The sequence below is a fragment of the Aliikangiella sp. G2MR2-5 genome, assembly GCF_015687155.1.
GTDB lineage: Bacteria > Pseudomonadota > Gammaproteobacteria > Enterobacterales > Kangiellaceae > Aliikangiella.
The window spans coordinates 163,836-178,028 of the sequence record NZ_JADPQF010000002.1; the positions used below are offsets into that span (position 1 = coordinate 163,836).

The 14,193-nt window shown below is 43.4% G+C and carries 16 protein-coding genes and 1 riboswitch; all 16 genes read right to left on the minus strand.

Translation table 11 applies throughout. From position 1 onward, the window contains the following. Positions 1-148: 148 nt before the first annotated feature. Positions 149-1,249: a serine hydrolase gene (locus IYN84_RS08100; RefSeq protein WP_196138707.1), complete on the minus strand. Its 1,101-nt coding sequence runs from the start codon at positions 1,247-1,249 to the stop codon at positions 149-151. Between the two features lie 410 nt (positions 1,250-1,659). Then, positions 1,660-1,860: a hypothetical protein gene (locus IYN84_RS08105; RefSeq protein WP_196138708.1), complete on the minus strand. Its 201-nt coding sequence runs from the start codon at positions 1,858-1,860 to the stop codon at positions 1,660-1,662. A gap of 85 nt (positions 1,861-1,945) precedes the next feature. Further along, positions 1,946-2,437 (minus strand): 2'-5' RNA ligase family protein, encoded by a 492-nt coding sequence (locus IYN84_RS08110; RefSeq protein ID WP_196138709.1) that lies wholly within the window; start codon positions 2,435-2,437, stop codon positions 1,946-1,948. 79 nt (positions 2,438-2,516) lie between these two features. Further along, the gene (locus IYN84_RS08115) at positions 2,517-3,314 is read right to left on the minus strand and encodes a YwqG family protein (protein WP_196138710.1); all 798 of its coding nucleotides are present in this window, start codon (positions 3,312-3,314) and stop codon (positions 2,517-2,519) included. A 24-nt stretch (positions 3,315-3,338) separates the two neighbouring features. Further along, positions 3,339-3,956: a hypothetical protein gene (locus tag IYN84_RS08120; protein WP_210330354.1), complete on the minus strand. Its 618-nt coding sequence runs from the start codon at positions 3,954-3,956 to the stop codon at positions 3,339-3,341. Between the two features lie 119 nt (positions 3,957-4,075). Then, positions 4,076-4,492, minus strand: coding sequence for a hypothetical protein (locus IYN84_RS08125; protein WP_196138711.1), 417 nt, complete (start codon positions 4,490-4,492; stop codon positions 4,076-4,078). Positions 4,493-4,885: 393 nt separating this feature from the next. Next, positions 4,886-5,341: a GNAT family N-acetyltransferase gene (locus IYN84_RS08130; protein ID WP_196138712.1), complete on the minus strand. Its 456-nt coding sequence runs from the start codon at positions 5,339-5,341 to the stop codon at positions 4,886-4,888. Between the two features lie 69 nt (positions 5,342-5,410). Then, the gene (locus IYN84_RS08135; RefSeq protein ID WP_196138713.1) at positions 5,411-5,863 is read right to left on the minus strand and encodes a YaiI/YqxD family protein; all 453 of its coding nucleotides are present in this window, start codon (positions 5,861-5,863) and stop codon (positions 5,411-5,413) included. An 86-nt stretch (positions 5,864-5,949) separates the two neighbouring features. After that, positions 5,950-6,408, minus strand: coding sequence for a nuclear transport factor 2 family protein (locus tag IYN84_RS08140; protein WP_196138714.1), 459 nt, complete (start codon positions 6,406-6,408; stop codon positions 5,950-5,952). Between the two features lie 81 nt (positions 6,409-6,489). Beyond that, on the minus strand, positions 6,490-7,095 hold the full coding sequence (locus tag IYN84_RS08145; protein ID WP_196138715.1) for a pyridoxamine 5'-phosphate oxidase family protein: 606 nt from the start codon (positions 7,093-7,095) through the stop codon (positions 6,490-6,492). 204 nt (positions 7,096-7,299) lie between these two features. Then, positions 7,300-8,037 (minus strand): slipin family protein, encoded by a 738-nt coding sequence (locus IYN84_RS08150; protein WP_196138716.1) that lies wholly within the window; start codon positions 8,035-8,037, stop codon positions 7,300-7,302. 1 nt (position 8,038) lies between these two features. Beyond that, positions 8,039-9,406 (minus strand): nodulation protein NfeD, encoded by a 1,368-nt coding sequence (locus IYN84_RS08155; protein ID WP_196138717.1) that lies wholly within the window; start codon positions 9,404-9,406, stop codon positions 8,039-8,041. 192 nt (positions 9,407-9,598) lie between these two features. Continuing rightward, a complete protein-coding gene (locus IYN84_RS08160) occupies positions 9,599-10,393 on the minus strand; it encodes a thiazole synthase (protein WP_196138718.1) in 795 nt (264 codons plus the stop codon). 96 nt (positions 10,394-10,489) lie between these two features. Further along, a complete protein-coding gene (thiS, locus tag IYN84_RS08165; protein ID WP_196138719.1) occupies positions 10,490-10,690 on the minus strand; it encodes a sulfur carrier protein ThiS in 201 nt (66 codons plus the stop codon). Further along, the gene (gene thiO / locus IYN84_RS08170) at positions 10,690-11,844 is read right to left on the minus strand and encodes a glycine oxidase ThiO (protein ID WP_196138720.1); all 1,155 of its coding nucleotides are present in this window, start codon (positions 11,842-11,844) and stop codon (positions 10,690-10,692) included. Before thiO ends, thiS begins: the two co-directional genes overlap by 1 nt. 14 nt (positions 11,845-11,858) lie before the next feature. Further along, complete coding sequence (gene thiC, locus IYN84_RS08175; RefSeq protein ID WP_196138721.1) at positions 11,859-13,760, minus strand: phosphomethylpyrimidine synthase ThiC; 1,902 nt, start codon at positions 13,758-13,760, stop codon at positions 11,859-11,861. Between the two features lie 96 nt (positions 13,761-13,856). Continuing rightward, positions 13,857-14,018: riboswitch (TPP riboswitch) on the minus strand. Positions 14,019-14,193: the final 175 nt, after the last annotated feature.

The window sequence follows — 14,193 nt, forward strand, 5'->3', positions numbered from 1 at the left end:
AGTCTCAATTGGATCCTATAGAAAAGGCCACTGCTGCAATAAAGTGAAACCTGGTCGAAGCAAGCAAACTGCTACGTGTCCGATTCCAATTCGTTGTGAGTTGCCATCTATATTAATTGTGCTAAAAAACGGTTATCGAAGTCCGGAATTAAAGGTTAAACCCTTCGATATATTGTTCTGCTATCTTATCGACAAACTGTATAGGTAAGGCACCTATAAGGTTAGTTAGGACCACAACTGACACGTGATCTTCTGGGTAGTGAATCATGGTAACAGCATTACCGCCACTGGCACTAATGGCGCGATGCTTTGGCCTATCAATAACCTGCCATCCCATTGCATAGCCATTTTCAAAATCATTGAACCCACCGGTTTTACCGTTATTTAAAGTAACAGGAGTCCAAAGCAGATTTAAATTACCAACTAACTTCCCTGACTCTAATGCGATCAGAAATTGTGCCAATTCACTCGCCGTAGAACTCATTCCTGCAGCTGTTCTCATTATATAAGGAAACTCACCATAAAAGTTTTTGTACTTATTTTCCCCTGCGAATAAATATTGTCGAGCCTGGTTTGGGACAACGTATTCCAGATAATCAAATCCCGCTTTGGCGGTCAAATCCATTCCTACGACGTTAAATTGCTTTTCGGTGATAAACTCAGGAAAGCCTTTTTCGACGTACTTGTCGATGATCTTTCCAATCACCACATAACCCGTCTGATTGTAAAAAAACTCCGTGTTGGGTTCAGATATGAAAGGAAGCTTCTGTACCTTTTCCCAGGAGGCATCTTGATCACCCAGTACAATAAGATCAACCAAACGACCACTTAATATTTTTGGTAGGCCTGAGGTATGAGCCATCAACTGCTTAATTTTTAGCGTTTTCCACTTTTCAGGTAAGTTAGGTAAATGTTTACCGATAGGATCATCTATAGAAAGCAGACCTTTTTCCACCAACTGTATCAGAGCAACACCGGTAAACGCCTTCGTCATTGAATTGATTGGGAACAAGGTATTGCTTTGCACTGCAATCTTGTCTTGTAAATTGGATTGACCATAATTGCCCGTTTTAATAATTTTCCCATTTTTGACGACCGCCAATTGTAGGCCTGGTATATTTCGTTCCGCCATCAGTTTGCCGATAAGTTCATCTGTCTGGTCTGCTTGTGACGATATTGAAAAGCTCAGCATGACTAAACAAAAAAGAGAGTGAATAATGTTCAGCAGCGAACACTTAATTTTGTACATCAGATTGTCCTTACTTCATTTTATAGATTTTCGATTTGAATCTAGCTTTATTGGAGACGTTTGAGAAAGATTTGTGAGAGCAACTTACTGTAGTTTAAATAAATTTCAGATAATGAATTAAAGTTCGCCCCCTGATTTAGGGCCGCTATCCTACACCACTTACTTCTAATTTCCTACAGTGTTATTAAAATTTCTGCTAGTGCATCAGAGAACTTTTTATTATCTTCGATGATTCTATTTCTTCATGTAGCGCCGCTTCCTGCATTAACTTTGGAGAGCAGCGTAAAATTTGTCCGACAGCGGCGCCTTGTATGCACTTAAAATGCACCGTCGTTAGCAGTTGCAATAATTGCTGTCATTAACAGCATTCCTTTTTTATCTGTGGGTTGTGACTTAGGCGTAATCAAAGCTTATGAATACAATCCTTTTTCACTATACAACACTGCACGCTTTACATATGTATTAGGCTCACGATTCAACTTGTAGTCTATCAATCCGACTTTTGAGCCGTTAACATCGACAATTGGCGCATCTAAGCCAGGAATGATGGTCTCTTTGTTTACATAGCTAGAGTCGACTTCTTGCTTTGCAAGATTAATTATAAAGCTCATTCCTTGGTCTATAGATTTCAGGATAGGATTATTGAAAGGCTCCTCAAACTAAAAAAATTCTTTTGAACAGCCTGTTAGAAATTCTCTATTGTAGGTCATACGTTGAAAGTACATGCCATGGTTCGCTGTTAATTTGCTCAATTAGATGTATGGTCGGAAATTCTAGCTCTAAATTTTCTGGCAAAATAAAAGTATTGGTAAGTGAATTACTACTTGCCTTATTATTCCTTGGGTGCGCTAATGTAACATGTGGAATCTGTCTTCTGATTTGTGTCGACTCGAGAATAAACTCTCTAATTTGAAGAAAGTCCCGCTCTCCCTCTATGCACTCCATCATGAGACCATGGCTACCAAAACGTTTGGCCTTGGCAAATCTGATTTTTAACGTTGGAAAATTAATTTGAGATAGACGTTTGTTAATGTGATTTAAGTCCTTCAACTCATCTTCTCTGCATAGAGTAATGTGAGCCGGGATTAATCTAAATTGAATGGGATCTACTAGTTTACGAACCGTCTCAATCTTTCCTATGTAATCACCTGAAGCATACATACTCAATTGTTTTCTAGAAGACTGCACAATATTCGCCATGGATTTCTAACGCCTTGCTAATTTGCGCCGCCAGGCGTCAAATTGAGCAACTTGCTACATTTATGCCTTAATGACATTGAAACTCCATCCAAACGTCAGCGAACTCCGCAGTCTTTAAATCATCTTTATGCACGTAGAAATAAAGCCTGCCTGCATCCCCCCACATAAACCCTAATTTGCTATCAACTTCTAGCAATAACTCCCAATCAGTAGCAGCCCCTTTTTCCATAATTGACGCAGCACCAGCCGCAATGCCATCATACTGAACTGGATTTGGATAGCCTCCAATTTGCAAGACTGCCTTCTCCGAAAGCCCCCATTTTAAGCCGCAATATGAATCCAATAACTCGTCATCATTATCAAATAATGAGAGAGAAGGAATTGTATCGATATTATCTAAATCAGGTAGAGAATCACCGCCACAAAATCCAATACCGTACTCGTCAAAGACCTGCGGTATCATTTTTGGTTTCAACAAACCAAATAAACGTTTTTTATATTCATACTCAGGCTCTTTAACTTCAAGGCACCCCATGTCATGGACATAAATCACCCTAACAAAATCTTTATGCATTTTTTTGTCAGTCCAGACACCATTTGAATAAAAGAACAACAAGAGACCAGTATCAGGTAAGTTGGTGCCTTCCAGGTCACTCAGGTTTAATTGCGCAACAAATTCCAAGGGAACCCCCTTGTATTTAGGCCAAGTAAAATCTTTATCTGCATGCGGTAGACCGCCCACTTTAGAACAACCAAGACCATTCGCACTTCCATTTACTACACCATACACACAAGGGCTAGAAAGCTCTTCTAATAGCTTAATATGGTTCTGTAGGCTGTTTTCTTTAACTAGATCTTTTAGCACTTAACCTCCAAGCAATGTAACGCCTCAATCAGCCGACGCGTCAGCGGTCGGCTGCATTGACTTGTTAGAAGCTAAGATTTCGTCAAGTTCGCCGGGATCACTAAGATACATTTTCACTAGCTCATGTGAATTGAGCCCTTTATTACTTAACCCAATATCTTCTCGAATGGCTTTATATAGATTATTTACGGCAGTAAAAATATTTCCATTCTTTCTGGATACTTCTTCAAATTCAAGCTGCCGCTTTATCACCAAAGGCGACCCCCATAAAAGCAATTCCGATTTAAACTCAACTAAATAATCAACCAACTCTTGATCGGTCATACCCTTCTTAGTTACGTTTTCGTTCTGTGCTGCCATCAATCCAGACACAGCATCAAGAAACTTTTTATATATTTCTACCTTTTTGGGCCTGTGTGACTCATCGATATCTCGTTGCTTTGATTGCTTTTGACTAATAATTACTGCTGCAATGCCTGCAAAAACCGTAGCCATTGCACCAATTAATGCTGCCAATACTTCCTTTTGGAGTTTTGAAAGCAGCGCAATACATTCCACAACAATCCAATATCCTCCATATACCAAAGCAGCAAGAATTATCAGACCAAGTAAAATACTTCCTATTTTCTTTGCAATTTCCATAAGCTCAACTCGTGGTGGCTTCTAACGTAGACAGCAGTTGCTAGTGTAAGCGGAGGCTTCGCCGGAGCTTGCGCTAGTCAATCTGCCTGCTGTTGTTACGCAATGCTTACCTATTTATCTTATATATTAATAACACCAATTGAAAGCAACCGATCTTCAAGTAGTTTCAGCAAATCTTGTCTATCGGTTTTCCTATTGTCGCGACGCAATAATCTATTCAACCAGCCCATCTCTGTTGCAACCCATAGATTCCACTCGATCTGATCAAGAGGAAATTTCGTAGCTATGTCTTCAGATAATCCATTTTCAGGATAGTTAAAATCACTTAAACCCTGACAACCAACCCACAACCAATAGGGCTTACGATGTATCATCAAACAATAACCAAAATCTTCAGCAATGGTTTCAGTCACTTCAAAGCGAGTACCCAACAGCTGCTCCTTTACCCACTTGCACAGCGACTTGCCGAGTATCCCAGGATTAACCTCGTCGTCCTCATAAGGATAAACTTCAAAATATGTAGTTGAAAATCTCATGCCTATCCTATGCGTAACAGCTTATTATCTTCAGTAAATCACGATAATACGGAATTTTTTTTATCAGCAAAAGAGCTTTTTTTCTGGTAGCAGGGAGTTAGACGTGAAAGTTAAAGTAAAGTCTCGTTATTATCGTGATTTACTGACGATAAATACACATCTCAATAATAGAAATTATTTTAAAATCATATAGATAGAAAGATAGTGAAGCGTGGTAAGAACATTATCACCGGGAAAGTGGCCGCTATATTTAGGAGGTATTCTTTAATTTTGGGATTTAGTTGAACTTCCACTTCAAGCTACCTGGACACATATCCCATGCAACCAGGAAATGTCCGCGTAATGACTCTATTCCTCCCGCTCACTATCTTCCAGATCTATTTAAAGCTAATGTCAGTTTAATTCTGAACCAATACTCATTATCCGATAAGGTGAGTGTTCAAAGTTCGATTTTTCATACGCATCAATGGCAGCTGTATTATTTTCGTGAACATAAAGTCGTAACTCCAGACCACCCTGCTTTTTCATTTCTCCTTTCACCGCATCAAGCAATAAAGACATTCGGCCTTTTCCCCTTTGTGAGGGCGACAAGTACATGCTCTGAATCCACCAATAATAACCAGCGTTCCAGTCGCTCCATTCCTTGATGGCTGAAACACTACCGACCGGATTATCGTCTTCATCGACTAAAACCCAGTAGGTTGCAATTGAAGGATCTTCCAGTGCGACAAGAATTCCTTTTTCCAAAGTTGCCGGAACTTTGATGCTGCCCTCAGCTTCTCTGGCTTCTTCGGCGGTAAACTCCACCAGACAGGATAAATCATTGAGTGTAGCTCTACGAACTTTCACTGGCCCTCCATTGCAAATTAATTGTTAGTTTAAGAAATGCCTCGTCAATTTTTTACAGTTCCATAACCACTAATTTTTAGGCGCCTTTGCCAACAGTCGATCCAGCTGATCGGCAAAGGCTTTGACATCACTTTTGGTCATTGCTGGAGGTCCACCGGAATTAACGCCACTGGCGCGCATGGTTTCCATAAAATCACGCATATTAAGACGAGGGCCGATATTGTCTTTGGTTAAACGCTCTCCGCGCGGACTTAACACCAGCCCTTCTTTTTCAATGACTTCAGCTGCAAGCGGCAAATCACTGGTGATAATCAAATCTCCCGCTTCGGTTCTTTTAACTATTTCGTTGTCCGCGACGTCAAAACCGGAAGGTACCTGCATCATGCGAATATTTTTTGATTGCGGCACACGAATATGCTGGTTAGCGATCAGCGTCAGCAGAATGCCTGTACGGTTAGCCGCCCGAAACAAAACTTCCTTAATGGCTCCAGGACAAGCATCTGCATCGACCCATATATTCATATATTAATACTCTTTAAACGACAGTCCGGAACGAGTATACCATTCTAATTGATAACCGCATTTAAAATTAATTTTCAAATCGTGCGCTACTGTCTGGAACTGGCAGAAATACTCACCAACAACCACTTTCCTGTGGATTTCGACCACACTTGAGTACCGCCACCGGCATCAACATATTGCTCACCATTCTTTAGCCTGAGACTTTGCTGGTATTCATTGACGAGTATTACTGTATTCTGATCGATAACCGAAACTTTGACGTTGGTAAACTCAATCGAGTCAACTTTTTCTACCATATTAAAGCCCGGCTCAATCAAAGCCTTTAGATCATCGACAGAATTCCAGTTCGAACCATCGGCGTTTAAACCGATAAATTTTTCAGCGTCAATCAGATCGAAATATTTTTTTGACTCCAGCGCTTTTGAAGCGCTAACCAGTGCATCAAATGACTGGCGAACTTCTCTTTCAATTTGTTTTTGAAGTTCGACTGAAAGCCGGCCTGTCGCGCTGATACATCCGCCCAGCAGTCCGAGTAGACAGACCATTGCGAAAATTTTTCCTAACTTGTTAATGGTAAACTCCTGTTAAATTACTGAAATCAACTTCTGAGTTGATAGTATTTATTTTTATAAATCCGACTGATAGCGCTCAACCATTTGTGCCTGAGTTTCCGGCTCTTCATAGATAGATAGTTGATCATTGAGCATTCTTCCCATGGTGGGCAGCTCGGTTCTTACTATCTGGCTGTCACTGTGCCATAGTTTTGAACGCATCAAGGCTTTGGCACAATGCAGGAAGACTTCTGTGATACTGATTTTAATGCAGGATTTTGGCGGATTTTTCCAGCCCGAAAATAATGCCAAATGCTCTTTAGAAATTGAAAGACAAGCATCACCATTAACTCTTAAAGTTTCATCAACACCGGGGATCATAAATAAACAGCCAACATTGCCAGTTTCAACGATATTAACCAGACTATCCAGGCGATTATTACCTTTTGAGTCAGGAATAAGTAACGTCTGTTCATCTAGCACTTTGACAAAACCTTGCTCCCCTCCTCGCGGAGAACAATCGAGCCTTCCTTGTTTATCGGATGTGGAAATAAGAACGAAGGGTGAGAGTGAAATAAATTGAATGCTATGCTTTTCCAGCCTTGCCAATTGTTTATCTTTCGCTCTACCTTTTGGAAAGCCATAAAGCGCTCGTAATTCTTCTTCTGATGTAATCTGCATAGTTTTCTATATTTTTGTCGAACGTGAAATTGGGCTAAATGCCGGTGATTAATATCAGTGATTGACGCCGAAAGACTAACACAAAAAACAACGCAGAGGCACTGCAAGCAATGCAATGCATTGCATTGCATTGCATTGCAAAAAAGTGTGTCGTCATTTTTGCTTCTCGACACTAAAACCTTCAATAAGTTAACTCTTAATTGACTATTTTAATTTGTTAAAAATATCGATCGGCAATGGAAAAACAATGGTTGAGCTCTTATCTCCGGCAATATTCGACAGAGTACTCAAATACCTTAGCTGGATAGCTTCCGGCTGCTCGGCCAGTTTCTTAGCCGCTTGTAATAATTTCTCAGATGCCTGTAACTCACCTTCCGCATGGATCACTTTGGCCCGTCTCTCCCGCTCAGCTTCCGCCTGTTTGGCGATAGCGCGGATCATGGATTCGTCCAGATCAATATGCTTGATTTCCACGTTTGAGACTTTGATTCCCCATCCGTCAGTCTGCTTGTCGAGAATATCCTGAATATCAGCGTTAAGCTTCTCCCGAGATGCTAACATTTCATCAAGCTCGTGCTGGCCTAATACCGAACGCAATGTTGTTTGTGCCAGCTGACTGGTGGCTTCAAGATAGTTTTCAACGTTAATTATTGCCCGCTGAGAATCGAGTACGCGAAAATAAATAACCGCATTCACTTTTACCGAAACATTGTCGCGAGAAATTACATCCTGGGTTGGAACATCCATCACTACCGTACGCAGATCGACCCTGACCATTTGTTGGATAAAAGGAATGACAATAATTAATCCAGGACCCTTTACCTTGTAAAAACGCCCCAGCATAAAAATCACGCCGCGCTCGTATTCTCGTAGTACTCTAAAAATACTGAACAAAACTGATATGGCGATAATACCAAAAAAAAGACCGATTTGAGGGAACATCCTAATCCTCCACTTTAACTTTAAGGGTGAGTCCGTCAACCGAAGTCACAGTAACGGATTGTGATTGATGAATTGGTGTATCACTTTGTGCTTGCCAGACTTCACCACGAATCATGACTCGTCCCCGCCCTTCAAAATCTTCCAAAGCAACGGCTGAATGATTAACCAGTTCCGCTTTACCACTGACCGCTGGACTCCGCCTGGACTTGATTATCATGGAAAACAGAAAAATCAGAATTAAAGCGCTTGCAAGTGTCGTAGTGATGATTAGTGCGGGGGCAATCTGATAACCAGGCAAAGAAGAATCCATCAACATAAAAGAACCGATTGCGAACGCTGCAATACCCCCGAGCCCGAGAATACCGAAGCTGGGCGCTAACGCTTCTGCCAGCATCAGGGTCACTCCCAACAAAAGTAGCCCGAGTCCGGCGTAATTAATCGGCAAAAGGTTGAGCGCATAGAGGCCAACCAAAAGACAGATGGCGCCGATTGTACCCGGTAGCAAACTCCCCGGATTCAAAAACTCAAACATCAATCCGTAGACACCGGCGAGAAGCAACAGATAAGCCACCGCCGGATCGGTAATTAACATCAGCAGTTCTGTTCGCCAGTCAGTTTCCAGACGGATTAATTCGAGCGCTTTCATATCCAGCGTGACTTTGGCTTTATTTACTAAAACTTCCCTGCCATCGAGTTTTTCAAATAGTTGCTCCAGGTCATAGGCGATGACGTCGATTACACTCTTCTCGAGCGCTTCGCTAGCCGACAAATTAGCCGCACTTTCGACCGCCTGTTCCGCCCATTCGATATTACGACCACGTAGCTGAGCCAAGCTACGAATGTATGCCTTAGCATCGTTCACCACTTTACGTTGCATTGCAGTCTGATCATTCGCCGGTTCAGGCTCACTATCAGTGGCTTCCGGATCAGTCGGCTTCTTGTTCGGCTTGCCCGGCTCTATCATGCCAATAGAAACCGGTGTTGCTGAGCCAAGATTGGTCGCATCGGCCATTGCCGCGATATGACTAGCGTAAACCAGATAGGTACCCGCACTAGCCGCACGCGCTCCTTTAGGGGACACATAAACAGCTATGGGCACTTTTGAGTCGAGGATTGCCTGGATCATATGGCGCATGGACTTATCAAGACCACCAGGCGTATTGAGTTCCAGCACCAAGAGCTTGGCATCAATGGCTTCAGCCTCGTCGATGGCTCGGATAAAATAATCGGCACTGGCCGGTCCAATGGCACCGTCTATTTTTGCCAGAATGACTGATTTTCCAGCGGAGACCACAAAAGTAGAAAACAACAGAAGAGCCACACCTATCAGCAGCGTAATCGATACTGCTTGTTTCAAGTGGCGACGCATTGAAATACCTGGAGAGAGTCTATCGACTTTATAATTGAGTATAGTAGAGAATTCAGCTATTTACTTTAGAATCTGCTGAATGAAATCAATCAAAGTAATCGGTTGTGCACGACTTTTTTCATTGAAACACTACTTTCAAAAAAACTCGGTTCCCAGTAAGTAAAAAAGTTTGTCGGATTTATTGAGCACACTCTAATTCTGATGCCAAAAAGGCGTACCAATAGTCGGCGTGCTCGGCTGCGCCATATCCCTCTCCGGCATAAGGCCGGACTCAAATGCCAACCTGCCAGCAGCCATCGCATGCTTAAACGCAGTCGCCATTTTCTCCGGATCATTGGCCTGTGCAATGGCGGTATTCAATAGCACTCCGTCGTAACCTAACTGCATAGCTTCAACCGCATGAGACGGAGCTCCAATTCCTGCATCCACAATAAGCGTAACGTTTTTCAATCTTTCGCGAATCGTTTTTAACGCGTAAGGATTAATCAAACCTTTCCCCGTCCCGATAGGCGCTCCCCACGGCATAAGAATGCGACATCCAGCTTCCACCAGCTTTTCGCACAAAACCAGATCATCAGTGCAATAGGGAAAAACTTCAAAGCCTTGAGAAATCAACTCTTTAGTTGCCTCCAGCAAGGCGAAAGGATCCGGTTGCAAATTGTAGTCATCACCAATTACTTCCAGTTTGATCCAGTTGGTATTAAAGAGTTCTCGCGCCATCTGTGCGGTAGTAACTGCCTCTTTAACGGAATGACAGCCCGCAGTATTTGGCAACAGATTTAAGTTAAGTGACTGAATCATTTGCCAGAAGTCCTGACCACCGGAAGCCATCGGGTTTTGTCTTCTAAGCGAAACAGTTACCACCTGAGAACCGGAAGCTTTTATCGATTCCAGCATGATTTCAGGAGATGGATAAAGCGCAGTACCAATTAACAGTCGGCTTTCGATTTCTTTATCTGCAAGTTGCCACATGGTTTGTTTTCTCATTAACTCGCTCAGTTCGGCGAAAATTACTGGATAAAATTACTGGATAAAATTTCTGGATAAGGTTTCTGGATAAAATTTCAAATAAGCTTTTTAAACTTAACCACCCTGCATTGGCGAAACCAGCTCAATCCGGTCACCTTCTTTTAGCAAAGTATTCTGATACTCGGCTTTTGGAACAAATGTTTCATTGAGCGCTACTGCAAAACTGCTTTGCGCATTTTGACGGGCAGATAAAAACTCGGCCAGATTGCTCTCGACGACATCGGTAATTTGGCCGTTAACAATAACTTGCGGCATCAGACAAAATTCTCCTGAAAACTTTCAAATTGAAATAATGATTCAAAAGCAGACTTTGCATCATCGCCCTGATCAATATAGCGACAAACCTCTTCGGCGATGGCGGGCGCTAAAAGAAAGCCGTGACGATAGAGTCCGTTGATTTGTAACACACCATTACTTTTCCTGACTTGTGGCAAATTATTGGAGAGCGCCGGCCGACAGTTGGTTTTGCTTTCCACAATTCTCGCTTCGGAAAAGCCGGGATGAAGACTATAAGCAGCCGTCAGTAATTCCAATGCCGAACGAACAGTGAGCGGCCCCATATCGTCACTTTCAATTTGTGTTGCCCCAATTGTATAAAGATTATCACGACCTTTGGGCACCAGATACAAACGATAACGCGGGTGCATTAGTCTCACCAGACGAGAAATATTGACATCTGGCGCCTCCAGTAGAAGTAGTTCGCCACGCACACCTCTTAGGCCTTTAACCGTTTCGCGCGCACCTAATCCGCGACAATCGATAACGCGATCAAATTCGAGCCTTTGCCTGCCAAACTGAACAAAGTTTTCACCCAGTTGCTCGATGGCTTTATGCGCATACCAGGAGGCGCCTTCTTCCAACAATCGCTCAGCCAGTGTTTTCATAACACACTTGGTACAGAGCCAGGCTTCCTGTGGCAACCAGGTCGCCTCATGAAAGCGGGACGCGACTTCCGGTTCCAGTTCAAAAAGCTCGTCATGACTAATTTGCCGAGGGCGTTCCATCTCTTCAACTAGTCGAACCTTAACCTGTTCATCCTGCGCCAGTTTATAGTTGAGCTGCTGGTTAAAGCGAAGCAAGTCGGCTTTATCTTGCGCATGGCTAATAACCAGGCTGCCCTTTTGATAAAAACCGACCTCGGCGTTAAACATTTTGAGCCACTCGGGCCAAAGCTGAAGCGAGCGCATTCCCATTTGAAAAATGAGTAACTCAGCCGACTCGATTTCAGCAAATGGCGTTAGCATACCTGCTGCAGTATAAGCCGCAGCATTCCCCTGCTCGATTGGATCTTTATCGAACAGGGTAACCTTATGACCACTTTGCATTAACCGCCAGGCGAGCAGACGCCCCATAATACCGGCGCCAACGATACCAATGTTTTGCTGATTAGATACCAGAATATGCGACATCAAATATTGACCGACTAGTCTTTTTGTTCGACGTAGATTTCGCCGCCCTGACTTTTAAATTCAGCCGACTTTTGCTGCATACCCTGTTCGATTCTTTTCTGTTCATCAGAATAATCTCTGACTTCCTGAGAAATTTTCATGGAGCAGAATTTTGGGCCGCACATGGAGCAAAAATGAGCCACCTTGGCAGAATCCTTCGGCAGGGTTTCATCATGAAATTCACGCGCGCGGTCAGGGTCCAGTCCCAGGTTAAACTGATCTTCCCAGCGGAATTCAAAACGCGCTTTGGATAACATATCGTCACGATAACGCGCACCCGGATGACCTTTTGCCACATCGGCAGCATGCGCTGCGATTTTGTAAGTAATGATGCCTTCTTTTACATCATCACGGTTTGGCAAACCCAAATGTTCTTTCGGCGTGACGTAACACAGCATGGCGCAACCGAACCAGCCGATCATGGCGGCGCCAATCCCGGAAGTAAAATGATCGTAACCCGGCGCAATGTCGGTAGTCAGCGGCCCAAGCGTATAAAATGGCGCTTCATGGCAATGCTCGAGTTGCTTGTCCATGTTCTCTTTGATCATGTGCATTGGCACATGACCCGGTCCTTCAATCATCACCTGAACATCATGTTCCCAGGCAATTTTGGTAAGCTCGCCCAGAGTTTCCAGCTCGCCAAATTGTGCCGCATCGTTGGCATCGGCAAGCGAGCCGGGACGCAGACCATCACCTAATGAAAAACTGACATCATAAGCTTTCATGATTTCACAGATTTCATCAAAATGGGTGTAAAGGAAATTTTCCTTATGATGCGCGATGCACCATTTCGCCATGATGGAACCACCACGAGAAACAATGCCGGTAACGCGCTCTGCAGTTAACGGTACATAACGTAAAAGGACACCGGCGTGGATGGTAAAATAGTCAACGCCCTGCTCGGCCTGTTCAATCAAAGTATCGCGAAAAACTTCCCACGTCAGGTCTTCGGCGACACCGTTTACTTTTTCCAGCGCCTGATAAATTGGTACAGTACCAATTGGTACCGGTGAATTACGAACAATGTAATCACGAGTAGCGTGAATATGTTTACCGGTAGAGAGATCCATCACCGTATCACCGCCCCAGCGGATCGACCAGACCAGTTTTTCCACTTCTTCTTCGATGCTGGAAGTCACCGCCGAGTTGCCGATATTGGCGTTTATCTTGACCAGAAAATTCCGTCCGATAATCATCGGCTCCAGTTCGGTATGGTTGATATTCGCCGGTATAATCGCTCGCCCTTCGGCAATTTCTTTACGCACAAATTCGGCCGAAATTGGTTCTAGAGAGCCGGGGTGCAGGTTCGCTCCCATAGGATTACCGGCTAATCGTTTATTTCGCTCTTCGGTGGTAAATTCGTTTTTTAAAGCTTCTCTGGCCTGATTTTCACGAATAGCAATGTATTCCATTTCCGGCGTGATTATACCGCGGCGGGCATAGTGCATCTGAGTTACATTATGCCCGGCTTTGGCGCGACGTGGTTTGCGTTGCAGATCCTGATTAAAAAACTCAAACGCCTTGGTCTCGTCGGTAATACCGTTGTCGATAGGTTTGACTTCACGTCCCTGGTAAAACTCGGTATCGCCACGCGCCTCGATCCATTGACTTCTAACATCATTCAAGCCTTTGCGAACATCAATTTCAGCCGCGGGGTCAGTATAAGGCCCGGATGTATCATAAACGGTTACATGCGTGCCATCGGTTAAATCAATTTGCCGCATAGGCACACTGACTTCCGGCATGGTTTCAGAAGTCACGTAAACTTTTTTACTTGCAGGCAAAGGAGCACGAGTAATCGTGTGTTTAGGCTCAGTATTAGTGCTAGAGTTGGCCTTATCAACTGATGAAGGACCAGCTATCGAATCGTCGTACATATCAAATGTTCCTCAGTTTAAACTGATAAATTCAGGTTCAATAAACTGGCATAGCGAGGCGATATGAAGACGAGTTAGAAGTAGAAAAAATTGGAAACTCGAATTGTCGCTCATCCCTACGCCGATACTAATCGGATCAGGTTCTACGGGTTTAGGCAGCGATAACGCAACGGTTTAATTGATAATCCGTTTTAAATCATCGTCTTAGCCAGTCTCAGCACGATAAGCTTAATCGCTTGGGCACCCCGAGAGCTTGTTAAGGCGGGATTATAAGGGGAATCAGTTCAAAAGTGAAATAACCGTCCTGAACAATGACTGTCGTTTCATCCTCCATCTAACACTTCTTTTTCATTCGCCTATCATTTAGATTAGGCGGAATGCAGATCCCCGGGAGATTTTTCAGGCTCGATTGATTGTGCATAATACAAAGCCC

What these genes read in the sequence shown, in the direction of transcription:
- IYN84_RS08100 (WP_196138707.1), bottom strand. Translation starts at nt 1,249, where the DNA reads ATGTACAAAATTAAGTGTTCGCTGCTGAACATTATTCACTCTCTTTTT.
- IYN84_RS08105 (WP_196138708.1), bottom strand. Translation starts at nt 1,860, where the DNA reads ATGAGCTTTATAATTAATCTTGCAAAGCAAGAAGTCGACTCTAGCTAT.
- IYN84_RS08120 (WP_210330354.1), bottom strand. Translation starts at nt 3,956, where the DNA reads ATGGAAATTGCAAAGAAAATAGGAAGTATTTTACTTGGTCTGATAATT.
- IYN84_RS08125 (WP_196138711.1), bottom strand. Translation starts at nt 4,492, where the DNA reads ATGAGATTTTCAACTACATATTTTGAAGTTTATCCTTATGAGGACGAC.
- IYN84_RS08135 (WP_196138713.1), bottom strand. Translation starts at nt 5,863, where the DNA reads ATGAATATATGGGTCGATGCAGATGCTTGTCCTGGAGCCATTAAGGAA.
- IYN84_RS08140 (WP_196138714.1), bottom strand. Translation starts at nt 6,408, where the DNA reads ATGGTCTGTCTACTCGGACTGCTGGGCGGATGTATCAGCGCGACAGGC.
- IYN84_RS08145 (WP_196138715.1), bottom strand. Translation starts at nt 7,095, where the DNA reads ATGCAGATTACATCAGAAGAAGAATTACGAGCGCTTTATGGCTTTCCA.
- IYN84_RS08150 (WP_196138716.1), bottom strand. Translation starts at nt 8,037, where the DNA reads ATGTTCCCTCAAATCGGTCTTTTTTTTGGTATTATCGCCATATCAGTT.
- IYN84_RS08155 (WP_196138717.1), bottom strand. Translation starts at nt 9,406, where the DNA reads ATGCGTCGCCACTTGAAACAAGCAGTATCGATTACGCTGCTGATAGGT.
- IYN84_RS08160 (WP_196138718.1), bottom strand. Translation starts at nt 10,393, where the DNA reads ATGAGAAAACAAACCATGTGGCAACTTGCAGATAAAGAAATCGAAAGC.
- thiS (WP_196138719.1), bottom strand. Translation starts at nt 10,690, where the DNA reads ATGCCGCAAGTTATTGTTAACGGCCAAATTACCGATGTCGTCGAGAGC.
- thiO (WP_196138720.1), bottom strand. Translation starts at nt 11,844, where the DNA reads ATGTCGCATATTCTGGTATCTAATCAGCAAAACATTGGTATCGTTGGC.
- thiC (WP_196138721.1), bottom strand. Translation starts at nt 13,760, where the DNA reads ATGTACGACGATTCGATAGCTGGTCCTTCATCAGTTGATAAGGCCAAC.